Genomic DNA, 23,358 nt, shown 5'->3' with positions numbered 1-23,358 from the left:
ATAAATACAAAAAAAAGCAATTTTATAATCATTTATAACAGCTTCTTTGTTATTAGTATTCATCATTATTGTACCCATAATTTTTTGTTGATTTTATCTTAAATATGCTTAATTGTTTGAAATTTAGTTTTTAGTCAATATTAGATATAATTCTTTAATTAATAAATGAGGTGCGTAACAAATGAAAGGAATCATTTTGGCTGGTAGAAGTGGTACAAGACTTTATCCAGTAACAAGAAGCATCAGTAAACAGTTACTTCCGATTTATGACAAACCGATGATATATTACCCACTTTCAGTTTTAATGCTTGCAGGGATAAAAGAGATACTTATAATATCAACTCCTCAAGACATAGGCAAATTTGAAGAACTTTTGGGTGATGGAAGTGATTGGGGCATAAGCTTAGAGTATAAAATACAGCCAAGCCCAGACGGATTGACTCAAGCATTTATCTTAGGAGAAGAGTTTATAGGAAAAGAGAGTGTTTGTTTAATTCTTGGAGATAATATTTTTTATGGTCAAGGGTTTACGCCACTACTCAAAAGCGCAGCTTCAATTAAAGATGGTGCTGTAGTATTTGGTTACCAAGTAAAAGATCCAGAGAGGTTTGGTGTGGTAGAGTTTGATAAAGACAAAAGCGCAATAAGCATAGAAGAAAAACCAACAAAACCAAAATCAAACTTTGCAGTAACTGGGCTCTATTTTTATGATAATGATGTTATTGAGATAGCGAAAAATGTAAAACCATCTCATCGTGGAGAGCTTGAAATAACAACAGTAAATCAGGAATACCTTAAAAAAGGAAAACTTAAAGTTGAACTTTTAGGAAGAGGGTTTGCATGGTTAGACACCGGAACTCATGACAGTCTCATCGAGGCAGGTCAATTTGTACAGACTATAGAACATAGGCAAGGATACAAAATAGCGTGTCTTGAAGAGATAGCATATAAAAATGGATGGATAGAGAAAGAAAAAATACTAGAAATTGCAAAACCACTTTCTAAAAATGGATATGGACAATATCTTTATGATCTTGTAAAGGAGGAGAATGTTTAACAATACAAATAAAACCGTACTGGTTACAGGATGTGCAGGTTTTATCGGCTCAAATTTCGTACCATATTTTTTAGAAAAGTATGAAAATTATAATATTGTAAATTTAGATTTACTCACGTACGCAGGTAACCTAGAAAACCTCAGTGAATGTGAAGGAAATGAAAGATACAAGTTCATAAAAGGCGATATATGCAACCGTGAGCTAGTAGAGTTTATTTTTAACGAATACGACATACACGGAGTGATACACTTTGCGTCGGAGAGTCATGTGGACAACTCCATTAAAAACCCGGGAGTATTTGTGCAGACAAATGTGAACGGAACTTTTACCCTTTTAGATGTTGCATACAAGCAGTGGATGCAAAAGCCCTTTACTAAAAAAGAGGCATATCAAAATTGCAGATTTCATCATATAAGCACCGATGAAGTCTATGGAACATTAAGCGATGACCCAAAAGAGTTATTTCGTGAGACTACGCCATACGCTCCAAACTCACCCTATAGTGCAAGCAAAGCAAGCAGTGATATGATAGTGCGAAGCTATGTAGAGACTTACGGGATGGATTGTGTGATTACAAACTGTTCAAACAACTACGGACCAAAACAGCATGATGAAAAACTTATTCCGACTATTATCAGAAATGCTTTACAAGGCAATCCAATTCCAATCTACGGAGATGGTAAAAATATTCGTGACTGGCTTTATGTGCTTGACCACTGTAAAGGAATAGACATTGTTTATCACACAGGTAAAACTGGAGAAGTTTATAATATAGGCGGAAGAAACGAGAGAACAAATCTTCAAATAGTAGATAGAATTTGTACTATTCTTGACCAACAAGTTCCAAAAGAAAAATCATATAAAGAGCTCATTACATTTGTAGAGGATAGAGCCGGACATGACCGCCGCTATGCTATAGATGCAACAAAACTGGAAAATGAACTTCTCTGGAGAGCAGATGAGAACTTTGAGAGCGGAATCGTTAAAACAATTGAGTGGTATTTGGAAAAGTATTGAATAATCAAATGAGTAGTTATAAATTAGTAAATTTTAAAACATTAGGTGATGAAAGAGGCTCTTTAATAGCAATAGAACAAGGGTACAATGCACCATTTGAAATAAAAAGGGTTTATTATATTTTTGATACAAAAGAAGGGGTTAAGAGAGGTTTTCATGCTCACATAAACCTTAAACAAATTGCCATTGCCGTAAAAGGCGCTTGTACTTTTGTACTTGATGATGGGAAAAAAAGAGAAGAAGTAAAGCTTGATAATCCAAACCAAGGACTTTTTATAGAAGGACTCATTTGGAGAGAGATGAAAGATTTTAGTCAAGACTGTGTTTTGGTTGTGCTAGCAAGTGAACATTATGATGAAAGAGATTATATTAGAGATTATGATAAATTTATAAAGGAAGTTGAAAATGGAAAAAACTAAAAAACTAATCATCGTAGGAAGTGGAGAAACAGGTTTAATAGCTTATGAATATTTTCAATTCGACTCAGCATATGAAGTTGTGGCATTCAGTGTGAATGAACAGTATATTACTGAAACAATTGTTAATGATTTACCAGTAATTCCATTTGAAACTTTAGAAGAAAAATATAATCCAAATAAATATGAGGTATATGTTGCAATAAGTTCAGGGAAACTAAATAGAAATAGAACAAAAGTTTATAGTGAAGTAAAAGCAAAAGGGTACAAGTGTGCAACTTATATCAGTTCAAAAGCTTTTGTATGGAGAAATGTAGAGATTGGTGAAAATTGCTTTATATTTGAAGACAATACACTTCAGCCTTTTGTAAAAATAGGAAATAATGTAACTCTATGGAGTGGAAATCATATAGGACATAATACAATTATAAGAGATAATTGTTTTATATCTTCGCACTGTGTTATTTCAGGATTTTGTGAAGTTGGCGAAAACTCTTTTTTAGGTGTTAACTGTACTATTGAGGACAATACCAAACTAGCTAAAGATAATTTTATAGGTGCTGGTGCTTTAATACAAAAAGATACTAATGAAAAAGAATTTTATCAATTAAAACAAACAGAATTATCAAAAGTAAATACTCATAGATTGTTTAGAATAAAGGAAGATTGATGAAATGGGAAAAGAAAGGACTAATTTATCAACCTCCAAAAGATAATAGCTGGAGAGATAATTCCGCATTAACACCAACAGCTTTTTTATTAGACGAAAAGACAATAAGAATTTATGTGAGCTTTAGGGATTCTCAAGGTGTTGGGAGAATCGGATATGTTGATGTAGATGCTAATAATCCTTCAAATATATTGAAAATATCTGATAAACCCGTATTGGATATTGGTAAAGATGGTATGTTTGATGATAATGGTGTGATTTTAGGGGACTTAATTAGAGTAGATAATAAAATTCATATGTATTATGTAGGATTTCAATTAGTTAAAAAGTCGAAGTTTTTAGCATATAGTGGTTTAGCAATTAGTGAAGATAATGGAGAAACTTTTACAAGATATAAACATACTCCAATTATGGATAGAGAAGATGAAGCTTTATATATTAGAGCTATACATTCTGTAATATATGAAGATAAAAAGTTTAAGTTTTGGTATGCAACAGGTAGCGGTTGGGAAACTATAAATGGAGTGGATTATCCTCAGTACGATATAAATTATATCGAATCGTATGATGGAATTCATTTTAAAGAAAATGGAATTAAATGTATAGAAAATAATAAAAACAATTTTGAGTACAGAATAGGTAGACCAAGAACATATAAAAAGAATAACTTATATATTATGAATTTTACTTATGGTACAACAGATGGGAGATATATTGCAGGACATGCAGTTTCATTTGATGGTATAAAGTGGGAAAGAGATGATAAAAATTTAGGAATAGAATTATCTAAAGAAGGCTGGGATAGTATCCATTTAAGCTACCCATCTATCGTAAAGACAAAGGATAAAACATATATGTTTTATAATGGTAATAATATGGGAGAAGATGGTTTTGGTTATGCAGAATTAATCGAGGAATAAATGAATATAATCAAATATAGAGCAGAGTATAAAAATTTATGGAATGAATTTGTAAAGAATTCAAAAAACAGTCATTTCTTTTTTGACAGAGATTATATGGAATATCATAATGATAGATTTGAAGATTTTTCACTTATGATTTTTGATGATACGGATAAATTGATTGCTATTTTACCTGCAAATATAAAAGAAAATTTTTTATATTCTCATCATGGGCTTACTTTTGGCGGGTTTTTAGTAGATGATAAAATGAAAACAGAAACAATGTTAGAAATTTTTCAATTTTTAAAAGATTATGCAAAAAAGCAAAATATAAAAAAGATTATTTACAAATGTATTCCATATATATATCACATAAAACCATCAGAAGAAGATAGATATGCTCTCTTTAGAAATAATGCAAAGTTAATACGAAGAGATGTGACTTCAACTATAGATTTGACCGAACAAGTTAGATATTCTAAGGGTAGAAAATGGACTATAAATAAAGCTAAAAAAGAACCGATAGAAGCCTTTGAATCTAATGATTATAAAGCCTTTTGGGAACTTTTAACAGGAGTTTTAGAATCAAATCATGAAGCAAAGCCAGTACATACATTAGAAGAGATGAGGAAATTGGCTAGTTTATTTCCAAAAAATATTAAACTTTTTTTAGCAAAAAAAGATGAAAAAGTAGTTTCAGGTGCTTTAATTTATGAGAATCAAAATATTGTACATACTCAGTATTTAGCAAATAGTGAAGAGGGAAGAGAGCTTGGAGCATTGGATTTATTGATAGATTATTTGATAAAAGATGTTTATAAAAATAAAAAATATTTTGATTTTGGAATATCAAATGAAGATGCCGGTAGATTTTTAAATACTGGTTTAATCGCTCAAAAAGAAGGTTTTGGAGCAAGGGCAGTTGTCCAAGATTTTTATGAATTGGAGATAAAATGATTCCATTTTTAGATTTAAAAGGCATAAATGCTCAATATAAAGCTGAATTAATAGAAGCTTGTACAAGAGTAGTAGACAGTGGTTGGTATATTCAAGGAAATGAATGTAAAGAGTTTGACAAAGAGTTTGCAGAGTATTGTGGTGTAAAGTATGCCATAGGGGTAGCAAATGGTCTTGATGCGCTTATTTTGATACTTAGAGCTTATAAAGAACTAGATTTTATGAAAGATGGAGATGAAGTTATAGTACCTTCAAATACCTATATAGCTTCAATACTTGCAATTTCTCAAAACAATTTCGTGCCTATTTTAGTGGAGCCAGATATAAATACATATCTTATAGACCCATCTAAAATAGAAGAAAAAATCACTTCCAAAACAAAAGCTATTTTACCAGTACATCTTTACGGGCAAACTTGTGATATGGAAAAGATAAATGAAATAGCTAAAAAATATAATTTAAAAGTTATAGAAGACTCAGCCCAATCACACGGTTCTTACTACAAAGATAAAAGAAGTGGAAACTTGGGAGATGCAAGTGGATTTAGCTTTTATCCTGGGAAAAATCTTGGTGCTTTAGGTGATGGTGGAGCAGTTACTACAAATGATGAAGAGCTGGCAAATACTATCAAAGCACTAGGGAACTACGGAAGCCACAAAAAATATGAAAATCTTTACAAAGGTGTAAATAGCAGGCTTGATGAAATGCAAGCTTCGATGCTAAGAGTGAAGCTTAGATATTTAGATAATGAGATTGATAAAAGAAGAGAGATAGCAAATTATTATCTAAAAACTATTAAAAATGAAAATATCATTTTACCAACCCTAAGAGCTGAAAATAATCATGTGTGGCATCTGTTTGTTATAAGAACAAATAAAAGAGATGAACTACAAAAATACCTTTTAGATAAAGGTATCCAAACACTTATCCACTATCCAATACCACCGCATAAACAAAATGCCTATAAAGAATGGAATAATGAAATCTATCCGGTAAGTGAACAAATTCATAATGAAGTTTTAAGTCTACCAATAAGCGGTATTCAAAGCTTTGAAGACACTAAAACAATAGTAAAGGTTTTGAATGAGTTTAGATAAATTGGTAACTGTCTGGATACCTGCATACAACCATGAACAATATATTCATGAAGCTATAAATAGTGTTATAAATCAGACATATAAAAATATAGAGTTGATAATTATCAATGATGGCTCTCCAGATAAAACGCATGAAAAAATAATGGAACTTTATGATGAATGCAAAAATAGATTTAAGAGATTTGAGTATATTAGTCGAGAAAACAGAGGATTGATTACAACAATTAAAGAAATTGAGCAACTTGCAAAAGGTTATTATATAACAGGATTAGCATCAGATGATTTTTATGCACCCACAAAAATAGAAAAGCAAGTAGAAGCTCTAGAAAAAAACTATGAGCATGCAATGTGTTACGGCAATATGATAAGAGTTGACAATAAGTCAAATATATTAGGCAGAGTAACGACCAAGTACAATAAGTCAGGTTATATATTTAATGATCTTCTATTTAGAAATTTTATAACAGGACCAACTGTTTTTATAAAAAAAAGCGTTTTGAATGAGATAGGAGGTCATGAAACAAAGTACAAAATAGAAGATCATCCGATGTGGCTAAAAATAAGCAAAAAATATAAAATTTTATATTTAAATGAAGATTTAGTATATTACAGAGATCACGATAGTAATATGAGTAAAAACTCAGAGTTTATGGTTGAAGAGATGGAGAAAATGTTAAATGACTATTCAGATGAACCAATGTACAAAAAAGCCATCAATAGACACTATCTTTACTCTTTTGTACAACTAGTAAAAGCAAATAAAAAAGAGTTGGCAAAAAAATATATGACCAAAGCTTTGCCTAGCTCCTGGTATCATCCAAAGTTTATAAAAGGTGCCCTAAGATATCTTTTTAAATGATTTAAAGTACTCATCAAACTTTTTAACTGTTTGAGTGTGGGATAGTTTGTTTTTTATGACATCTTTGGCATGTTCTTTTAACTTTTGCAGAGTCTGAGGAGAGTCGTGCAACTCTCTTATCTTTTGTGCTATCGCTTTTGCGTCTTTTATTGGGACTATAAAGCCGTTTACACCATCTTCTATTATCTCTAAAGAGCTCTCGTTTGCAGATGCTATAACAGGAGTCCCGCTTGCCAAAGACTCTAAAATAACCCTTGGCAGCCCCTCTTTTCTGGTTGAAGCGTGAACTAAGACATCGCATGCAGTAATGATGTTTGTTACATCATTGCGATAGCCGGTTACATGAATTCTCTCTTGCATACCGCTGTTTTTAATCTGAGATAAATATGGTTCTTTTGAAACTTTGTCACCAATAAGAAGAATGTGTAAATCCTTAATGTCAGCCAGCATATGAGCAGCTTGTAGAACATATATGAGCCCTTTATGAGGTCGTATATTTGCAATAAAAGCGATATTAAAGTTATTTTTGTTTGTACCAAACTCTTCAAGGTTTATAGGCTGCTGGTTATACCATGAAACATCGTGACCTTTATATATAGTCTCAATTTTTTTTGATTTGTCAAATACCTGTTTTTTTACATGTTTTGTGACAGCTTCAGATACACAAATTACACCATCGACCCTAGGATTAAGAGCATTTAAATATGAACTTGGGTCATGTCTGTATAGCCCGCCCGTTGTTCCTCGATATATTATTAACTTTGAAGGTAAACCAAAAGAAGCTATGATGGCATTTGATATAGCCCTAGAATTTGTTCCATATATGAAATCTATCTTCTTTTCTTTTATAGTCTTTCTTATTAAAGATATGAGTTTAATATTTATTTTTTTATTAAATTTGGCATCTATGATATTGATGCCTTGCTGCATAAATATATTCGAATACACACTATTTTTTGCGGTCATGACTGTCAAGTTATATCCCAATTTTGCAAGAGAAATATATATTTCAGCCTCAGGTCTTACACTGTTGTAGGTTGTATCTGTTGAAGCAAGTATAAGTAAGTTCAATTTAAAGTTCCTTTGATATTTGTATAATTTCTTCCGCATTAATCTCTCGTATAGAGAAATCGTTTTTATCAAGCTTATAGTGGTTAACTTCACTTTTTGATTTTACTACCTTGTTTATCGGCGTGACATAGACACGATTTGTAGGAGTAGGTCCGAAAATGGTAATGGATGGCACGTTTAGTCCCCAAGCCATATGAGTAGGTCCCGTATCGTTTCCTATAAGAAGAGAGCATTTGGAGATGACATACTTTAATTCATCCAAAGAGCCGCGAGGCAGTATATGTAAAAACTCTGACTGTTCCTGCATCCAGAGTGCCTTTTGGTGCTCATCTTCGCTTCCCCAGACTATATAGGTTGGAGTTTTTAAAGCCTTCGCTATCTCTACGAACTTCTCTTTTGGATAGTTCCTGCTCTCCCATGTTGAGCCGATAACAAAAATGTTAAAAATCTCAGGCAGATTTTCTTCATACGAGGCGCAGAACAGAAACTTCTCTTTATTTATGATCTTTTCACTTGTAACTTTAATACCGAGCGGTTCACAGATAACGGTCGCATTTCTGTCTATTGTGTTTGCATCATAAGCAATACTTACTTTTTTGTTGTAAAAAAAAGATGCGATGCCCTCTCGGATCGAGGTTTTGTCAAAACCTGCTATGACCTTTGCCCCTATGATTCTGGATACTATCGCAGACTTCAGAAGCCCTTGTGCATCTATAACGATGTCATAGTTGTTTTTTGAGTACTCTCTTAAAATTTTATACTGAGTGAAAATTTCGCTTTTTTTCTTTTTGACGGATTTTAGATCTACCTCTAAAATATTGTCTATATGCGGATTATTTTCTAGTACACCTTTAAAGGCACTCTCGACTACCCAGTCCACCTGAGAAGAGGGAAGCTCTTCTTTTATAAACTGGAGTGCCACCATTGCGTGTATGATATCACCCATTGCCGAGAGTTTTACTATGCATATTTTCATCTATACGCTTTGTATGGCATTGTAAAGTTTTTGCATTTGAGTTTCATAGTCAAACTCTCTTTTTGCTTTTTCATACCCAGAACTGGCAAGAGAATTTTTTATATCAGGATTGTTGTAAAGATACTCTATTTTAGAAGCCAAATCTTGTGGAGTTCTATCAAATAGGAGCCCGTTTATATTGTCATCTATTATCTCTAATGGACCACCGTTATTTGTAGCAATAGTACAGACTTTGTTTCTCATAGACTCTATTACAACAAGACCGAATGTCTCTTTCTTTGTAGCTAAAACAGACGCATCACAAAGTTTCATATGCTCATTTACCTCTTTTGTAAATCCAGTAAATATTACCTTGTCTTCAATATTTAAAGATTTAACCATCTCTTTGAGTTTTTTCATATACTCCTCACGAGGAGCACTCCCTATGATTAGAGCTTTAACATTTGGATTGTTTAACTTCGAGATGGCTTCTATGAGGATGTGCTGTCCCTTTTCATCTTCAATTCTTCCAATCATGCCGACAACAAATGTGTTCTCAAGATTGTATTTTGATTTTAGAGTTTCAATTTTGTTCTCATCGATACTGCTCTCTTTTGTACCAAGATAAACAAGTTCGATCGGTGGCCTTGCACTGCTTGGAATATATTTTTCAAGCTGCTCTTTTACCTGTCTTGAGACTGCATGGAGCATGTTTATATTTTTATAGAGCCATCTGTGATATATGTCATTTTTAAATCTTGTCATATTCATGTGTCTAGAGTAGATTATTATTGGCTTTTTTTTACTTATAATTTTTGCTAAAACTATTGGTATTATGTCCTTTCCTAAGTGAAAATGTAAAATATCAATATTATTGTTGTCTATGAGTTTTGCCAACTTGAAAGCCGGTATTAACGGGAGTATTTTATTTCGTTTAACAGTAAATTTATTTTTATTATCTATAAGTTTGTCTAATTTCGTATCAGGAGCTACTATGGCATAGCAGTTTGTTTTATTTTTAAAATACTCAAAACAGTTTGCGGCAGTGAGTTCTAGCCCTCCCAACGCATCATTTAAGCAAATTTCAGCAATAGTCATATCTTTGTTTTTCATTAAAACCCGTTAATTAATTGTAATGTTGGATTTTACATAAAGTATAATGAAATTTAGATTATTCAGTGCTTGTTTTTGTTTTTTGGATAAAATTTCTCCGAAAAATAGTAGTTTAGAGTTTAAAGAAGAGTTATTGAAAAAAATTTTAAAACGTTATTGGCCCTATATAAAAGAGTACAAATTTGAGTATTTTCTGGTACTCGTAGGTATAATTTTTACAGTCAGTGCAACAACCGCAACAGCGCATATAATGAAGCCTTTGATGGATGAGATGTTCATAGAGAAGAAAGAGGAGATGCTCTACTACATCCCTCTGGGGCTTGTGGTCATATACTTTTTCAAATCAGCCGGAAGATACATACAGTCGGTCTTTATGAACTACATCGGACAGCATATTATTACCAGATTTAGAGAGATACTTTTAGAAAAAATTATCAATCTTGACATGACGTTTTTGTATATTAACCGAAGCGGCGAGCTCATCTCAAGGGTCACGAACGATATAGAGCGCATAAGGTATTTCGTATCAAATATGCTTCCTGAGCTTTTCAGGGAGTCTCTGACAGTTATAGCTCTTATAGGCTACGTTATATACTTGAATCCGCTTTTAGCTTTCTACTCTCTAGTCGTGCTCCCTGTCGTGGTTTATCCGATTATTTTAATAGGAAAAAAACTTAAAAAGTACTCTCTGCGCTCTCAGGAGAAAAATGCCGATGTCGTAAGCCGTCTTACCGAAGTTTTTAACAACAGCGAGATCATAAAAGCAAACGCTACACAAAGGTTTGAACTGGGTAGATTCAGTGTTCAGAACTGGCAGTTTTTTAAAATAAATATGAAGTCGGTTTATGTCGGAGACATAGTCTCACCGATGATGGAGATCGTCGGAGCGCTGGGACTGGCAGCGGTTATTTTTGTAGGGGGAAAAGAGGTCTATGATGGCAGAATGAGTGTGGGTGAGTTTACGGCATTTATTACCGCCGTGGGACTTGTCTTTCAGCCGATTCGCCGCATTAGTTCTATATACTCAAAAATTCAGGATGCAGTGGCCGCAAGTGAGAGAGTTTTTGAGCTTCTTGATAGAGAAAACAGGATTATTGACGGAATAAAAGTTTTAGAAGAGGACATCACACACATAGAGTTCAAGCATGTAAAGCTGAAGTATGACGACTCTTATGCGCTTGACGATGTTAGCATAGATATAAAACAGGGCGAAAATATAGCGCTTGTCGGAGACAGCGGAGGCGGAAAGAGTACATTTATAAATATGCTTTTGCGTTTTTATGACCCTGATAGCGGCGAAGTTTTGGTAAACGGAACTAATATAAAAGAGTTTTCGCAGGATTCTCTTAAGCATCACATCTCGCTTGTAACACAGAGAATCTATATTTTTCAAGACACTCTTGCGGCAAATGTGGCTTACGGACAGGAAGAGATTGACGAAGCAAAAGTCATAGAAGCCTTAAAACTTGCGGATGCATATGAGTTTGCAGCTTCTTTGGAGAATGGAATATATACAAAAATGGAGGAGTACGGCTCAAATCTTTCAGGCGGTCAAAGACAGCGTATAGCGATTGCAAGAGCCATCTACAAACATGCCTCGCTTCTGCTTTTTGACGAGGCGACTTCTGCTTTGGACAATGAGAGCGAAAAGAGGATCCAAAACGCTCTGCACGAGTATACAAAAGATAAGATCACTATAACGATCGCTCACAGACTCAGCACAATTGAGAGCGCAGATAAGATCTTGGTAATGCAAAAAGGCAAGATAATCGCAAGCGGAAACCACGCTGAACTTTTAGAGAGCAGCGATGTCTACCAGAAGTTGGCAGGGCGCTTTGAGAGTTAAATTAATGAGAATTTCAACACTTTTTAGAGATAATCGCTCTATTTTTAAATATAAACAATAGTAATAAGGACGCATATGCTAGATTTTGCAAAATTCACAAAGTACTCAAAACCGGGACCTCGCTATACGAGCTATCCGACGGCATTGGAGTTTAGCGACTCTTTTGGTTATGATGAGTATATACAAAAGCTTGAACAGCAAGATTCTTCTCGTCCTTTGAGTTTATATTTTCACCTTCCTTTTTGCAAGAATGCTTGCTATTTTTGCGGATGTAACGTTGTCTTTACTTCCAAAGAGGACAAGATGCTTCGCTACATCGACTATCTCAAAAGAGAGCTTAAAATTCTCTCTTCACATGTAAACTGCAATAGAGAAGTGATCCAGATGCACTTTGGCGGCGGGACTCCGACATTTTTCAGCGCAGCGCAGCTTGAAGAGGTCATCAAAGAGATAAAATCTTTTTTTCCTAACTTTGTAAAAGATGCAGAGGTCAGCTGTGAGATAGATCCGCGCCATATTGACGAAGATCAGATGAGAGTTCTGGCTGAGAACGGATTTAACCGTGTAAGTTTCGGTATTCAGGACTTCAATGAAAAAGTTCAACACGCCATCCACAGGATACAGCCTTACGAGATCACAAAAAATGCCATGGATTTGGCTAGAAAATACAATATGGTCTCGGTAAACGTTGACCTAATCTATGGGCTTCCGTATCAATCTCTTGAGACTTTTAAAGAGACGCTCGCCCTTGCCATCACACTGGACCCGGATAGATTTGCGGTCTTTAATTATGCCCACGTGCCTTGGATGAAAAAAACAATGCGTAAGATCGATGAGACAACGCTTCCTCTTCCTGATGAGAAACTGCGCATTATGCAAGAGACCATCAATTTTCTTACCTCGAATGGTTACAAGATGATAGGAATGGACCACTTTGCCAAGCCTGAAGATGAGCTTTTCAAAGCTATAAAAAAAGGTGAGTTACATAGAAACTTCCAGGGTTACACTACAAAAGGCGGCGCTGATCTTATAGGAGTAGGCCTTACCTCTATCGGTGAAGGAGTTGCACACTATGCTCAAAATTTCAAAGAGATGAGAGATTATGAAGAGGCTATAGATGCCGGAAAATTGCCGTTTGAGAGAGGTATTGTCCTAAACGATGATGACCAGATCAGACAGTATGTGATCATGGAGCTTATGAGCAACTTTAAACTTGATATCAAGAGATTTGAGAAGCTCTTTAACACTAGCTTTAAAGAGTATTTTGCAGACGCAATTGAAGCACTTAAACCTTTTGAAGAAGATGGTCTATTAACGATAAATGATGATTTTATAGAGTGCTCCGAGACGGGAACTCTTCTTATTAGAAATATTGCAATGCCGTTTGACGCTTATATGAAAAAACATGCGGCAAGCTCTAAAACATTCTCTAAAACGGTTTAGCAATGAGCAAAACTGCGCAAGAAATCTTTAACTTTGGCGCTACGACCGATGAGTGTATAAAGTGTGGAAAATGTATTCCGGTCTGTACAATTCATAACGTAAATGCAGATGAAGTCACCTCTCCAAGAGGATTTTTGGACCTTTTGGGTGCTTATCAGCGCGGCAATTTAGAGCTGGATAAAAATGCAAAAGATATTTTTGAGAGCTGTTTTTTATGTACGGCTTGTGTTGAGGTGTGTCCAAAGTCGCTTCCTACAGATATGGTCATAGAGCAGGTGCGCGCAGACATAGGCGAGAAGTTCGGTATTGCATGGTATAAGAGAGCTTTCTTTTTGCTTCTTCGCCATCGCTGGCTTAACGACTTGGCTTTTAAGCTCGGCTGGGTATTTCAGACATGTTCGTTCAAGATCCAGGCAAACAAGGACTCTATGACCTCGCGTTTCAATCTGCCTATGTTAAAGGCTGACAGGATTCTTCCGAGCCTTAAAAAAGTGTCGTTTTTAAACTCCCATAAAGAGAACATAGACAACGGTGGCAAAAGAAAAGTTGCTGTTTTTATAGGGTGTCTGGGCAACTACAACTATGTAAATGTCGGAAACTCGCTTTTGGAGATTTTGGAGTATTTGGAGATTGACGCATTTTTGGCAAAAGATCAGAAGTGCTGCGGAGCACCCGCTTATTTTACGGGCGATTTTTATACGGTCGATCACAATGCAAAATTCAACATAGAGTACTTTGAGAGTTTTAGCAAAGATGTCGAGGCTATAATTATTCCAGAGGCAACATGTTCGGCGATGATAAAGATCGACTATGAGCACTTCTTCCATGACCAGCCTGAGTGGAAGGCAAGAGCTGTTGCGCTTAGAGAGAAGATATTTATGGCTACGGAGTGGCTTGAACAGCATACCGAGCTTAGCAAGATACTAGCATCCAAGAAAAAAGATCCAAAAATAGTGACCTACCATGACCCTTGCCACGCAAGAAAGATGCAGGGTATTTATGAAGAGCCTAGAAAGCTCATAGGTAAGAACTACGACATAGTTGAGATGAGCGACCCTAACAGCTGCTGCGGTTTTGGCGGTGTAACGATGCAGAGCGAGAAGTACCACTTTGCAAAAGCTGCCGGAGCGCCTAAAGCTGCCATGATAAATGAGACAAAAGCGGATGTGGTAAGTTCAGAGTGCAGCGCGTGCAGAATGCAGATAAACGCTTCACTCGGCTATACCGATACTAAAACGGTCTTTAAAAACCCTATAGAGCTAATTGCAGAGGCATTAAAAGAGTAATGTCGGCATGGAATAACATATACGAGACGTTTGATCCCGTAGCGTTTCATATATTTTCAATTCCCGTACATTGGTATGGAATTATGTATGTTTTGGCACTTTTAAGTGCTCTTTATATCGGTAAATATTTTATAAAAAAAGATGGCCTTGATTTTGGCAAACAAGGCATAGATATCTATTTTATCTATGTAGAGATAGGTGTTATTTTAGGAGCCAGACTCGGTTATATACTGTTTTACGATCCTCAAACGCTCTATTATCTATCTCATCCCTGGCAGATATTCAACCCGTTTGTCGGGGATGAATTTGTAGGCATAAGAGGTATGAGCTATCACGGAGCCGTGCTCGGCTTTTTAATTGCGACATATCTCTACTCCAAAAAGCATAAAATAAAGATCGGCAAGATAATGGACTTGGTGGCTATAAGCGTACCTCTTGCATTTGTCTTCGGACGTATAGGAAACTTTTTAAACAAAGAGCTTATTGGTCGTGAGACGGATGTGCCTTGGGGGATATTGGTAGATGGTCTCCTTCGCCATCCCTCACAGCTCTATGAGGCGATATTAGAGGGGTTTGGTGTTTTTATAGTGGTCTATCTCTTTAGAAGGCTCCAGAGCTATAGCGGAGAGCTTATCTTGATCTACGGTATAAGCTACGGGGCATTCAGAGCGATAGCAGAGATCTGGCGCGCACCAGATGTTCAGATAGGTTACGTCTGCTGCAACTTCATAACACAAGGGCAGGTTATGAGCCTGGCTATGAGTCTGCTGGGTGTTATTGCGTGGGTATATTTTAAAAAAAGAAGCGTTAAGCTTTAGGCTCTTCTTGCTCAGAAGCTTTATCTTCTTTGGTTGTCCATCTTTTGTAAGTGCCGTTTTTGCGTGAATCTTGGTCTTTTTTAACCGAGCTTCTCCAGAGATGGTTAATAAGATAATAGGCAATAGATGAGACCGAGATCGAGTAAAAAGCAGTCCCTACATAAAGCGGAATAAAAATATTTCCTATATTGTCGCTAAACCACTCTAAGGTCATCTGGGCAGGCGTAGTCTCCATCCCAAGCAGAAAACTTCCGGTTTGATACTCCAAATAGTACATAAAAGGCATCGTAAAAGGGTTGCTTAGCCAGCACATTGCCAGAGCGATGGGGACGTTAAACCTTGTAAAAGGTATAAAAGCAAGAACTGCGAGCATCTGCATAGGCATAGGGATAAAGGCAATAAAAAGCCCTATAAAAATTGCCTTTGAGACCATCTTTCTATTAGCGGATAAATATTCGGTAGGCACTTTATATTTATGAATAAAAGTTTTGAATTTTTCACTTGCGCTTAAATTTTTAAATGTTTTTCTAATCATTTTGTTATGCCGTTTTGAAATCTGTGGTGATTATAGCCATAAAAAACTTATTTTTTTAATAATGTGCTAAAATTGCACTATTAATATGAAAGTAGGTAAGCGATGTCATTCGAAAAACTGGGAGTTATAAAGCAACTTCTTAGCGCCATAGAAGATCTGGGCTACAAACAACCTACAAGTATCCAAACAAGAGCGATTCCTCTGGTTTTGGCAAAAAGCGATGTTTTTGCAACCGCTCAGACAGGAACGGGCAAGACCGCAGCTTTTGGACTTCCTATGATCCAAAGACTAAGAAAAACATCGGCTGACGAGAACAGAGTGCTCAGAGGAATTATCCTCTCTCCCACAAGAGAGCTCTCTTTGCAGATTTACGATGACATGCAGGGCTTTGCGAAAAAGATGCCTCTCAATATTGCCGTTTTGGTGGGCGGAAAAGATCTGGATTATCAAAAGAGAGTTCTAAAAGAGGGTGTCGATATAATTATTGCAACACCGGGAAGAGTGCTGGAGCATATCGATAAGGGTCTGGATGTCTCAAATGTAGAGATATTTGTGCTTGATGAAGCGGACAGAATGCTGGATATGGGATTTGTAAAAGAGATAAAAAGGATCCATCCTCTTTTGCCAAAGAGACATCAGACTCTTCTTTTCTCTGCTACTTACAGCGAGAAGGTTAGAAAACTCTCAAAACTTATTCTTACAAAGCCTGCATTTATAGAGGCTTCAAAGAAGAACTCAACCGTCGATACCATAAATCAGGTAGCTTATCTGGTAGACACCGACAAAAAAGCCCAACTTTTGGCTTATGTGATCGGCTCTAGAAACTTTAGACAGGTACTTGTCTTTACAAGAACAAAAGCGAGTGCCGATGAGCTTGTAATAGAGCTTAAAAAAGATGGTCTTAAGTGTGGAATAATTCACGGAGATAAAACTCAGGCAAACCGATTAAAGACTTTAAATGACTTTAAAGAGGGAAAAACCAAAGTTCTGGTCGCGACCGACATCGCTTCAAGAGGACTTGACATAGAGGAGCTCCCTTTTGTTATAAACTATGAACTCCCGTCAATCCCAGAAGACTATGTCCACAGAGTAGGGCGAACAGGTCGTGCAGGACGTGAGGGGATGGCGATAAGTTTAATCGACATCTATGAGAAGTATGATATTAAAGCCATAGAGAAGCTGATCGGGATGAAGATACCGCAAGAGACGGTGGAGGGTTTTGAGCCTGATCCGACCATTAGAAGAAAAGACCAGGATGAGCTAAATCTAAAGAGCGAGCATAAAAAAGCAGAGACTAAAAGAGCTAAAAAACCTTACAAAAAACCTCAAAAAGTCCAAAAGAGCGAAAAAGGCGAGAGCTATAAAAAGCCCGTAACTACAAAAAAAAGAAAAACGACAAAGCGCGGTTAATCCATATTGCTTGAGATCTTATACAGAGATGAGTATCTGGTGGCAATAAACAAGCCATCAGGTCTTTTGGTTCATCGCTCCCCAATTGACAGACATGAGACAGAGTTTGCCGTGCAGATACTTCGAGATCAGATAGGGCAGTTCGTCTACCCCGTTCACCGATTAGATAAGCCGACATCCGGAGTTTTGCTTTTTGCGCTTGATAAAGAGAGCGCAAAGCTAATGGGCAAGCAGTTTATGTCAAGAGAGACAAAAAAGAGCTATATTGCGGTTGTTCGCGGTTATGTAGATGAGAGCGGAGTGATCGAGCACGCTCTTAGCGTAAAGCTTGATAAGATCGCAGATAAGGACAGCTCTGAGGATAAAGAGGCTCAAGATGCGACAACCTACTATAAGAGGCTTGCAACGGTTGAGGTTCCTTACAGTGTGGGAAAATATGACAAGAGCAGATACTCTCTTGTACAGCTAGAGCCGCAAACAGGGCGAAAACATCAGCTCCGCCGCCATATGAAACATATCTCTCACCATATCTTGGGCGATACAAAGTATGGAAGAGGGGAGCATAACAAGTTGATACGCAGTGAGTTTAACTGCCACAGAATGCTTCTGCACGCAATCACACTACAAATAAAACATCCACACACCGATGAGATGCTTATTATTAAAGCGCCTTTAGATGAGAGCTTTAACTCAATATGCAAGTTTTTCAACTGGCATCTTTGATATAATTACGCTAATTTCACACAGGAGCAACAATGGAAGCAGTCTATCCATATGCACATATAATCCACTTAGTTTTAGCTATCATATTTTTAGGTTATGTCTTTACCGACGTATTTATGATCTCTGCACTCAAAAACAAGTTCGGCAAAGAGACGGATGAGAAGATCAACCAGACTTTAGGCTCTAAAAGCTTTAAGATCTTCCCTATTTCACTGCTTATTATAGTTTTAACGGGCGGCATGATGATGTCAAGATACATCAACTCAAATGCAGGCTTTTTTGAGACGGATCTGCAAAAATTGCTAGTTATTAAAATCGTTCTCGCACTTATCATCGCGCTTGGAGTTCTGTTTAATCTTTTTACAAAATTTACCGGTCGTAAAAAACCTCACTTTATGCAAGAGCATTTTCACAAAGTCGTTCTTGTCTTGGGATTTTTCATAGTAGTTTTGGCAAAGATGATGTTTAGCGCGTAACTATTTTACGGACAGTTAAATGAATAAGATAAAAGTCATAACTGTTCTGCTTGGCGCAATTATGCTATTTACAATAATTACAAAAGAGAGAGACTCAGGCTCCTCACAAATCGAGCTACAGAGTGATGCGACGATACTTGCCTTTGGTGACAGTATCACTTACGGCTTCGGCGTTGCAGAGGAAGAGAGTTACCCCGCACAGCTTCAAAAAAGAGTAGGCGTTCGTGTCATAAACGGCGGCGTTTCAGGTGAAGAGTCATCTGAGGCTTTAGAGCGCCTTCCCAAACTTTTAGAACAAAAACCGGACTTGGTAATACTATGCCACGGCGGAAATGATATTATCCGCAAGCGTTCAGATGAGAAGTTAAAAGCCAACCTCACCCAGATGATAGAGACCATAAAGGCAAGCGGAGCAAAGGTTCTGCTTGTCGGAGTTCCAAACTTCGGTATTTTGGGATTTAATACACACTCCATATATGCTGAGGTCGCTAAAGAGACAGAGGTCTTTTTTGAAGAGGATGTCCTCTCAAAAGTGCTGTCAAAAAACGAGCTGAAGATCGACTATATTCATCCTAATGAAAAAGGGTATGAGATCATTGTTGATGCAGTTGTGAAGCATTTGAAAGTCATCAACTAAGTATATTTAAATTTGAAGATTACAGGTTCTTAAAAGTTAGTATTTTTGGGGTTTTAAATGTAGTGGCTCCGGATACTGGATTCGAACCAGTGGCCAAGTGATTAACAGTCACCTACTCTACCGCTGAGCTAATCCGGAATCTTAAAAATGGTGTCAAAGGCGAGACTTGAACTCGCGACCCCCGGCTTATGAGACCAGTGCTCTAACCAGCTGAGCTACCCTGACATCTTTTAAGAGGCAGAATTATACTTCTTTAAAACTTTAAATAAGCTAAGAAGAGAAAAATTCAAGAATATTAATAATTTATATAATTAAATATAAAACTAATAGTTTGTATCAAGATATCTGCCCACTAGGTATAAAGATAGTTTAGTCTTGTAGACTAAGAGTATTGACTTTGTTACCATTTTGGGGTACTATTTCGCTCGTAAATCATATTATTTAAGGAGTTTAAATGAATTTTCAACCATTAGGCAAAAGAGTCCTAGTAAAAAGAGTAGAAGAGGCAAATACTACTAGCAGTGGTATCATTATTCCTGATAATGCACAAGAGAAGCCCTCACGTGGTGAAGTAGTCGCTGTTAGCTCCGAAGTGAGCGAAGTTAAGTGTGGGGACTTGGTCGTTTTTGGAAAGTTTTCCGGTAGTGAGATTTCGCTTGATGGCGAGAAGTTTCTAGTAATAGAGACTGAAGATATTTTTGGAATCATAAAAAAATAAACTAAGATAAGGAATACAAAATGGCAAAAGAGATAATTTTTTCAGACAATGCAAGAAATGCGTTAGCTCGCGGTGTTGCGAAACTAACAGATGCAGTAAAGGTTACAATGGGTCCTCGCGGACGTAACGTACTTATTCAAAAGAGTTACGGTAACCCTGTTATAACGAAAGACGGTGTTTCCGTTGCAAGAGAGATAGAGCTAAAAGATAAACTAGAAAATATGGGTGCTACGCTTGTAAAAGATGTTGCTTCAAAAACTGCCGATGAGGCGGGAGACGGAACAACGACTGCGACCGTTTTGGCAAATGCTATCTTCTCTGAGGGTCTTAGAAACATCACGGCGGGTGCGAATCCTATCGAAGTAAAACGCGGTATGGACAAGGCTTGCGAAGCTATTTTGGCAAACCTAAAAGCATCTAGCAAAGTTGTAAACGGTAAAAAAGATATTGCTCAGGTTGCTACCATCTCTGCAAACTCTGATGAGCAGATCGGAAATATGATCGCTGAAGCTATGGAAAAGGTAGGTCAAGACGGCGTTATTACAGTTGAAGAAGCTAAAGGTATCGTTGATGAGCTTGATGTTGTCGAGGGTATGCAGTTTGACCGCGGATTTTTGAGCCCGTACTTCATCACAAATACTGAGAAGATGACGGCTGAGATCGAAAATCCTTGGATTTTACTGGCTGATAGCAAAATCACTTCATTAAAAGATCTTCTGCCTGTTTTAGAGCAGGTTCAAAAGACTTCACGCCCGCTTCTTATAATTGCAGAAGATGTAGAGGGTGAAGCACTCTCAACACTGGTTGTAAATAAACTTCGCGGTGTTTTAAATATCTCTGCCGTTAAAGCTCCGGGCTTTGGCGACAGAAGAAAAGCGATGCTTCAAGATATAGCGGTACTTACTGCAGGAACAGTTATCTCTGAAGAGACGGGTCACACTCTTAGCGGGGCTACTTTAGAGCACCTAGGGCAAGCTTCTCGCGTCGTGATAGACAAAGACAACACTGTTATAGTAAACGGTGCCGGAAAAGCTGAGAACGTACAAAAAAGAATCGCTGAGATCAAAGTTCAGATAGATGCGACTTCTAGCGAATATGATAAAGAGAAACTTCAAGAGCGTTTGGCGAAACTTAGCGGCGGTGTTGCAGTCATTAAGGTCGGTGCGGCAAGCGAGACTGAGATGAAAGAGAAAAAAGACCGTGTTGATGATGCACTCTCAGCTACTAAAGCGGCAGTTGAAGAGGGAATAGTAATCGGCGGCGGAGCTGCTCTCGTTCGTGCAGGCGCAAAAGTAAAACTAGACCTAACGGGTGATCAAAAGATTGGTTGTGAAATAATCCTTCGCGCAATCAAAGCTCCACTAAAGCAGATTGCTACAAACGCAGGTTATGACGCAGGTGTAGTAGTAAATGCTGTTGAGAGTGCGACAAATGAAAACATCGGTTTTAACGCTGCAACAGGCGAATATGTAGACATGTTTGAAGCAGGAATCATTGACCCTTTTAAAGTCGGACGTGTAGCTCTCACAAATGCTACTTCTATCTCAAGCCTTCTTTTAACTACGGAAGCGGCAATATATGAACTGCCTGAAGAAAAACCTGAAATGCCTGATATGAGCGGCATGGGTGGTATGCCAGGTATGATGTAATTCATCATATACAAAGCAACAACTACTTCTTCCTCCTTCTATTCTCCTCCACTCTCGGAGGAGAGACAATCATTTTTTCTGTGGTACAATAAAGATAAATATAATTTTAAAGTGAGAGTATGATTTCATTTAGCAAAGATTGGAATAAGATCGTTATCGTTGCATTTTCCGCTGTAATCATCATTCTGGCCTTTACTTTTGCCGTAGATATAAAAGCAAAAGAGCTTATAGATGAGTCTCTGGCTCAGGCGATCATTGTATTTGGGAGCGCGAAAGCCCTAAATGCAGTCATATCACTTGCTCAGGGAACAGAGGTAAACCTCCCTTTTTTGACGGTAGCAATCGGTGAGATATTAGACCCCATCAACGATCTTGTCGAGCAGTTCTCCCTTGTTATGCTTGCAAGTATGACATCTTTGGGTATTCAAAAAATATTGATGGGAGTGGTGATAAGCAAACTTTACAATATAATCTTGGCCATCTCTCTTGTCGTTTTAAATATCTGGCTTTTTTTTAGATTTAAAAAGGATGAGAGAGCAAGATCTCTCTTCTTCAAGATAACGATAGTTTTGATATTTCTGAGATTTGCAATACCGCTTATGGGATTTGTAAACGAGCTGGCGTATGATAACTTTGTAAAGCCCCAATATAATATAGAGAGACTAAATCAACATATAATCAAGACAAAAGATGAGATAAGCAGAGTGACAAATGAGACTATTGCGCAAAAGGAAGAGAGCTCTTTTTTTGATAAAGTGGTTGAGAAGTTTGACTCAAATTACTACAATAAAAAAATAGAGGAGTATAAAAATGCAGCCGACAATTCCAGTGAGTATGTGGTCGATCTTATAACCGTATTTATATTTCAGACAATGCTTCTGCCGTTAGCTTTTTTATTTCTTTTGTACTACTTTATCAAAGAGATATTTAACATTGGAAAAGGGTGATTTAGAGAAGATTTCTAACACCCCCTTTATTTTTAAAATATATCTAAGTTGTACTCAAAGTTGTACAAATAAAATTATTTAGACAAGTCTTTTTTTATCTGTTTTAGTACCGAGAGTAACTTTGATATTTCATTTTGACAAATATCAAATATAACTTCTGAGTCCAAATCAAAATAGTGATGAGATATAAAATCCCTAATACCTTTAATTTTTTTCCATTCTATAGAAGGATATTGTTCTAGTAGTTTTTTATCACTGATTTTGTCTATATTTTTTAAACTCTCACCTACTGCTATAAGCTTCATGCAGATGCCATCTAATTTTTCTTGTCCTTCTTTTGTATCACAAAAATCATCTTGCGTTTTAGCAAAAGCACATCTTTCTTCAATTGTTTCTATAGCGCTTATGATCTGATTTAGTATGTCCAATACTAAGGTTTTATCAAACAAACAAACCGTCCTTTAATATGCGCTCTTTTAGGTATGTATTCATTTTTGGTCTTAATCTAACTATGTCAACTTTTTTATGGAGATCATTCTCAATTTGCTCTTTAATAGACATCATATCAAAAAGCTTAGGACTCATAGATACTGCAATGTCTATATCGCTATCCTCTGTTGCTTCATCTCTGGCATAACTTCCAAATAGACCAATTTTTTCGACATTATATTTTGAATGAAATTCATTGTAGTGTTGTTTAAGATAGTCAATAATATTAGACTTTGTCACAAAGAAACCTTTTTTAGTTTGTTAAT

General features: G+C 36.6%; 25 protein-coding genes and 2 tRNA genes. 19 read left to right on the top strand and 8 right to left on the bottom strand.

Features of this window, described 5'->3' with window-relative positions:
- Nucleotides 1–181: 181 nt before the first annotated feature.
- Genes rfbA through FCU45_RS07810 form a run of 8 tightly spaced genes read left to right on the top strand, consistent with a single transcriptional unit; the run spans nucleotide 182 to nucleotide 6,976 of the window.
- Nucleotides 182–1,057 carry a glucose-1-phosphate thymidylyltransferase RfbA gene (rfbA, locus tag FCU45_RS07845; RefSeq protein ID WP_137014013.1) on the top strand — a complete coding sequence of 292 codons (876 nt, stop codon included), beginning with the start codon at nucleotides 182–184 and terminating at the stop codon, nucleotides 1,055–1,057.
- Nucleotides 1,050–2,075: a dTDP-glucose 4,6-dehydratase gene (gene rfbB / locus FCU45_RS07840; RefSeq protein ID WP_137014011.1), complete on the top strand. Its 1,026-nt coding sequence runs from the start codon at nucleotides 1,050–1,052 to the stop codon at nucleotides 2,073–2,075. Before rfbA ends, rfbB begins: the two co-directional genes overlap by 8 nt.
- Nucleotides 2,072–2,494 (top strand): sugar 3,4-ketoisomerase, encoded by a 423-nt coding sequence (locus FCU45_RS07835; protein ID WP_342776142.1) that lies wholly within the window; start codon nucleotides 2,072–2,074, stop codon nucleotides 2,492–2,494. The genes rfbB and FCU45_RS07835 overlap by 4 nt, the downstream gene beginning before the upstream one ends.
- Nucleotides 2,481–3,161 carry an acetyltransferase gene (locus FCU45_RS07830; RefSeq protein WP_137014009.1) on the top strand — a complete coding sequence of 227 codons (681 nt, stop codon included), beginning with the start codon at nucleotides 2,481–2,483 and terminating at the stop codon, nucleotides 3,159–3,161. The genes FCU45_RS07835 and FCU45_RS07830 overlap by 14 nt, the downstream gene beginning before the upstream one ends.
- Nucleotides 3,161–4,081, top strand: a complete 921-nt coding sequence (locus FCU45_RS07825; RefSeq protein ID WP_137014007.1) for a glycoside hydrolase family protein — start codon at nucleotides 3,161–3,163, stop codon at nucleotides 4,079–4,081. Before FCU45_RS07830 ends, FCU45_RS07825 begins: the two co-directional genes overlap by 1 nt.
- Nucleotides 4,082–5,020 carry a GNAT family N-acetyltransferase gene (locus FCU45_RS07820; RefSeq protein ID WP_137014005.1) on the top strand — a complete coding sequence of 313 codons (939 nt, stop codon included), beginning with the start codon at nucleotides 4,082–4,084 and terminating at the stop codon, nucleotides 5,018–5,020.
- Entirely contained in the window at nucleotides 5,017–6,117 is a 1,101-nt protein-coding gene (locus FCU45_RS07815; protein WP_137014003.1) for a DegT/DnrJ/EryC1/StrS family aminotransferase, read from the top strand. The genes FCU45_RS07820 and FCU45_RS07815 overlap by 4 nt, the downstream gene beginning before the upstream one ends.
- Nucleotides 6,104–6,976, top strand: coding sequence for a glycosyltransferase family 2 protein (locus FCU45_RS07810; protein WP_137014001.1), 873 nt, complete (start codon nucleotides 6,104–6,106; stop codon nucleotides 6,974–6,976). The genes FCU45_RS07815 and FCU45_RS07810 overlap by 14 nt, the downstream gene beginning before the upstream one ends.
- On the opposite strand, the gene FCU45_RS07805 is transcribed toward FCU45_RS07810, so the two are convergent.
- Genes FCU45_RS07805 through FCU45_RS07795 form a run of 3 tightly spaced genes read right to left on the bottom strand, consistent with a single transcriptional unit; the run spans nucleotide 6,956 to nucleotide 10,100 of the window.
- Nucleotides 6,956–8,047 (bottom strand): glycosyltransferase family 4 protein, encoded by a 1,092-nt coding sequence (locus FCU45_RS07805; protein ID WP_137013999.1) that lies wholly within the window; start codon nucleotides 8,045–8,047, stop codon nucleotides 6,956–6,958. The genes FCU45_RS07810 and FCU45_RS07805 overlap by 21 nt on opposite strands.
- Before the next feature lies 1 nt (nucleotide 8,048).
- Nucleotides 8,049–9,023 carry a lipopolysaccharide heptosyltransferase I gene (gene waaC / locus FCU45_RS07800; RefSeq protein ID WP_137013997.1) on the bottom strand — a complete coding sequence of 325 codons (975 nt, stop codon included), beginning with the start codon at nucleotides 9,021–9,023 and terminating at the stop codon, nucleotides 8,049–8,051.
- On the bottom strand, nucleotides 9,024–10,100 hold the full coding sequence (locus tag FCU45_RS07795; protein WP_246032273.1) for a glycosyltransferase family 4 protein: 1,077 nt from the start codon (nucleotides 10,098–10,100) through the stop codon (nucleotides 9,024–9,026). It abuts the gene before it with no gap.
- Nucleotides 10,101–10,248: 148 nt separating this feature from the next.
- On the opposite strand from FCU45_RS07795, the gene FCU45_RS07790 reads away from it, so the two are divergent.
- The 4 genes from FCU45_RS07790 (at nucleotide 10,249) to lgt (ending at nucleotide 15,508) form a co-directional block, all read left to right on the top strand.
- A complete protein-coding gene (locus FCU45_RS07790; protein WP_246032271.1) occupies nucleotides 10,249–11,961 on the top strand; it encodes an ABC transporter ATP-binding protein in 1,713 nt (570 codons plus the stop codon).
- Nucleotides 11,962–12,036: 75 nt separating this feature from the next.
- Nucleotides 12,037–13,404, top strand: a complete 1,368-nt coding sequence (hemN, locus tag FCU45_RS07785; protein WP_137013991.1) for an oxygen-independent coproporphyrinogen III oxidase — start codon at nucleotides 12,037–12,039, stop codon at nucleotides 13,402–13,404.
- A gap of 2 nt (nucleotides 13,405–13,406) precedes the next feature.
- Nucleotides 13,407–14,690: a (Fe-S)-binding protein gene (locus FCU45_RS07780; RefSeq protein WP_137013989.1), complete on the top strand. Its 1,284-nt coding sequence runs from the start codon at nucleotides 13,407–13,409 to the stop codon at nucleotides 14,688–14,690.
- The gene (gene lgt / locus FCU45_RS07775) at nucleotides 14,690–15,508 is read left to right on the top strand and encodes a prolipoprotein diacylglyceryl transferase (RefSeq protein WP_137013987.1); all 819 of its coding nucleotides are present in this window, start codon (nucleotides 14,690–14,692) and stop codon (nucleotides 15,506–15,508) included. Before FCU45_RS07780 ends, lgt begins: the two co-directional genes overlap by 1 nt.
- On the opposite strand, the gene FCU45_RS07770 is transcribed toward lgt, so the two are convergent.
- Nucleotides 15,498–16,043 carry a DUF2062 domain-containing protein gene (locus FCU45_RS07770; RefSeq protein ID WP_137013985.1) on the bottom strand — a complete coding sequence of 182 codons (546 nt, stop codon included), beginning with the start codon at nucleotides 16,041–16,043 and terminating at the stop codon, nucleotides 15,498–15,500. The two genes, lgt and FCU45_RS07770, sit on opposite strands and share 11 nt — an antisense overlap.
- 102 nt (nucleotides 16,044–16,145) lie before the next feature.
- Between FCU45_RS07770 and FCU45_RS07765 the strand changes: the two genes are divergently transcribed.
- Genes FCU45_RS07765 through FCU45_RS07750 form a run of 4 tightly spaced genes read left to right on the top strand, consistent with a single transcriptional unit; the run spans nucleotide 16,146 to nucleotide 19,289 of the window.
- Nucleotides 16,146–17,453, top strand: a complete 1,308-nt coding sequence (locus FCU45_RS07765; RefSeq protein WP_137013983.1) for a DEAD/DEAH box helicase — start codon at nucleotides 16,146–16,148, stop codon at nucleotides 17,451–17,453.
- 6 nt (nucleotides 17,454–17,459) lie between these two features.
- Nucleotides 17,460–18,176, top strand: a complete 717-nt coding sequence (gene truC / locus FCU45_RS07760) for a tRNA pseudouridine(65) synthase TruC (RefSeq protein ID WP_188109219.1) — start codon at nucleotides 17,460–17,462, stop codon at nucleotides 18,174–18,176.
- Between the two features lie 32 nt (nucleotides 18,177–18,208).
- Nucleotides 18,209–18,652, top strand: coding sequence for a hypothetical protein (locus FCU45_RS07755; protein WP_137013979.1), 444 nt, complete (start codon nucleotides 18,209–18,211; stop codon nucleotides 18,650–18,652).
- A 19-nt stretch (nucleotides 18,653–18,671) separates the two neighbouring features.
- Nucleotides 18,672–19,289, top strand: a complete 618-nt coding sequence (locus FCU45_RS07750; protein WP_246032270.1) for an arylesterase — start codon at nucleotides 18,672–18,674, stop codon at nucleotides 19,287–19,289.
- Between the two features lie 63 nt (nucleotides 19,290–19,352).
- Here FCU45_RS07750 and FCU45_RS07745 read toward each other — a convergent pair.
- Nucleotides 19,353–19,427 (bottom strand) — tRNA-Asn (locus FCU45_RS07745).
- A 10-nt stretch (nucleotides 19,428–19,437) separates the two neighbouring features.
- Nucleotides 19,438–19,514 (bottom strand) — tRNA-Met (locus tag FCU45_RS07740).
- A gap of 229 nt (nucleotides 19,515–19,743) precedes the next feature.
- Between FCU45_RS07740 and groES the strand changes: the two genes are divergently transcribed.
- The 3 genes from groES (at nucleotide 19,744) to FCU45_RS07725 (ending at nucleotide 22,603) form a co-directional block, all read left to right on the top strand.
- Nucleotides 19,744–20,007 carry a co-chaperone GroES gene (gene groES, locus FCU45_RS07735; RefSeq protein WP_137013977.1) on the top strand — a complete coding sequence of 88 codons (264 nt, stop codon included), beginning with the start codon at nucleotides 19,744–19,746 and terminating at the stop codon, nucleotides 20,005–20,007.
- A gap of 20 nt (nucleotides 20,008–20,027) precedes the next feature.
- Nucleotides 20,028–21,656, top strand: coding sequence for a chaperonin GroEL (groL, locus tag FCU45_RS07730; RefSeq protein WP_137013975.1), 1,629 nt, complete (start codon nucleotides 20,028–20,030; stop codon nucleotides 21,654–21,656).
- A gap of 119 nt (nucleotides 21,657–21,775) precedes the next feature.
- Nucleotides 21,776–22,603 (top strand): hypothetical protein, encoded by an 828-nt coding sequence (locus tag FCU45_RS07725; protein ID WP_137013973.1) that lies wholly within the window; start codon nucleotides 21,776–21,778, stop codon nucleotides 22,601–22,603.
- Nucleotides 22,604–22,677: 74 nt separating this feature from the next.
- On the opposite strand, the gene FCU45_RS07720 is transcribed toward FCU45_RS07725, so the two are convergent.
- Together FCU45_RS07720 and mntA are read right to left on the bottom strand one after the other, a co-directional pair.
- Nucleotides 22,678–23,052 carry a HepT-like ribonuclease domain-containing protein gene (locus FCU45_RS07720; protein ID WP_137013972.1) on the bottom strand — a complete coding sequence of 125 codons (375 nt, stop codon included), beginning with the start codon at nucleotides 23,050–23,052 and terminating at the stop codon, nucleotides 22,678–22,680.
- A complete protein-coding gene (gene mntA / locus FCU45_RS07715) occupies nucleotides 23,045–23,332 on the bottom strand; it encodes a type VII toxin-antitoxin system MntA family adenylyltransferase antitoxin (RefSeq protein WP_137013971.1) in 288 nt (95 codons plus the stop codon). The genes FCU45_RS07720 and mntA overlap by 8 nt, the downstream gene beginning before the upstream one ends.
- Nucleotides 23,333–23,358 lie beyond the last annotated feature (26 nt).

Origin of the sequence: Sulfurimonas crateris, assembly GCF_005217605.1 — a bacterium.
GTDB classification, from domain to species: Bacteria; Campylobacterota; Campylobacteria; order Campylobacterales; family Sulfurimonadaceae; genus Sulfurimonas; species Sulfurimonas crateris.
The sequence above is the reverse complement of the archived record's forward strand: the minus strand, read 5'-3'. Positions and strand labels throughout refer to the sequence as shown.

Coding starts and splice junctions, on each gene's coding strand:
- rfbA (WP_137014013.1), top strand. CDS start 182: ATGAAAGGAATCATTTTGGCTGGTAGAAGTGGTACAAGACTTTATCCA.
- rfbB (WP_137014011.1), top strand. CDS start 1,050: ATGTTTAACAATACAAATAAAACCGTACTGGTTACAGGATGTGCAGGT.
- FCU45_RS07830 (WP_137014009.1), top strand. CDS start 2,481: ATGGAAAAAACTAAAAAACTAATCATCGTAGGAAGTGGAGAAACAGGT.
- FCU45_RS07825 (WP_137014007.1), top strand. CDS start 3,161: ATGAAATGGGAAAAGAAAGGACTAATTTATCAACCTCCAAAAGATAAT.
- FCU45_RS07820 (WP_137014005.1), top strand. CDS start 4,082: ATGAATATAATCAAATATAGAGCAGAGTATAAAAATTTATGGAATGAA.
- FCU45_RS07815 (WP_137014003.1), top strand. CDS start 5,017: ATGATTCCATTTTTAGATTTAAAAGGCATAAATGCTCAATATAAAGCT.
- FCU45_RS07810 (WP_137014001.1), top strand. CDS start 6,104: ATGAGTTTAGATAAATTGGTAACTGTCTGGATACCTGCATACAACCAT.
- waaC (WP_137013997.1), bottom strand. CDS start 9,023: ATGAAAATATGCATAGTAAAACTCTCGGCAATGGGTGATATCATACAC.
- FCU45_RS07795 (WP_246032273.1), bottom strand. CDS start 10,100: ATGACTATTGCTGAAATTTGCTTAAATGATGCGTTGGGAGGGCTAGAA.
- hemN (WP_137013991.1), top strand. CDS start 12,037: ATGCTAGATTTTGCAAAATTCACAAAGTACTCAAAACCGGGACCTCGC.
- FCU45_RS07780 (WP_137013989.1), top strand. CDS start 13,407: ATGAGCAAAACTGCGCAAGAAATCTTTAACTTTGGCGCTACGACCGAT.
- lgt (WP_137013987.1), top strand. CDS start 14,690: ATGTCGGCATGGAATAACATATACGAGACGTTTGATCCCGTAGCGTTT.
- FCU45_RS07770 (WP_137013985.1), bottom strand. CDS start 16,043: ATGATTAGAAAAACATTTAAAAATTTAAGCGCAAGTGAAAAATTCAAA.
- FCU45_RS07765 (WP_137013983.1), top strand. CDS start 16,146: ATGTCATTCGAAAAACTGGGAGTTATAAAGCAACTTCTTAGCGCCATA.
- FCU45_RS07755 (WP_137013979.1), top strand. CDS start 18,209: ATGGAAGCAGTCTATCCATATGCACATATAATCCACTTAGTTTTAGCT.
- FCU45_RS07750 (WP_246032270.1), top strand. CDS start 18,672: ATGAATAAGATAAAAGTCATAACTGTTCTGCTTGGCGCAATTATGCTA.
- groES (WP_137013977.1), top strand. CDS start 19,744: ATGAATTTTCAACCATTAGGCAAAAGAGTCCTAGTAAAAAGAGTAGAA.
- groL (WP_137013975.1), top strand. CDS start 20,028: ATGGCAAAAGAGATAATTTTTTCAGACAATGCAAGAAATGCGTTAGCT.
- FCU45_RS07725 (WP_137013973.1), top strand. CDS start 21,776: ATGATTTCATTTAGCAAAGATTGGAATAAGATCGTTATCGTTGCATTT.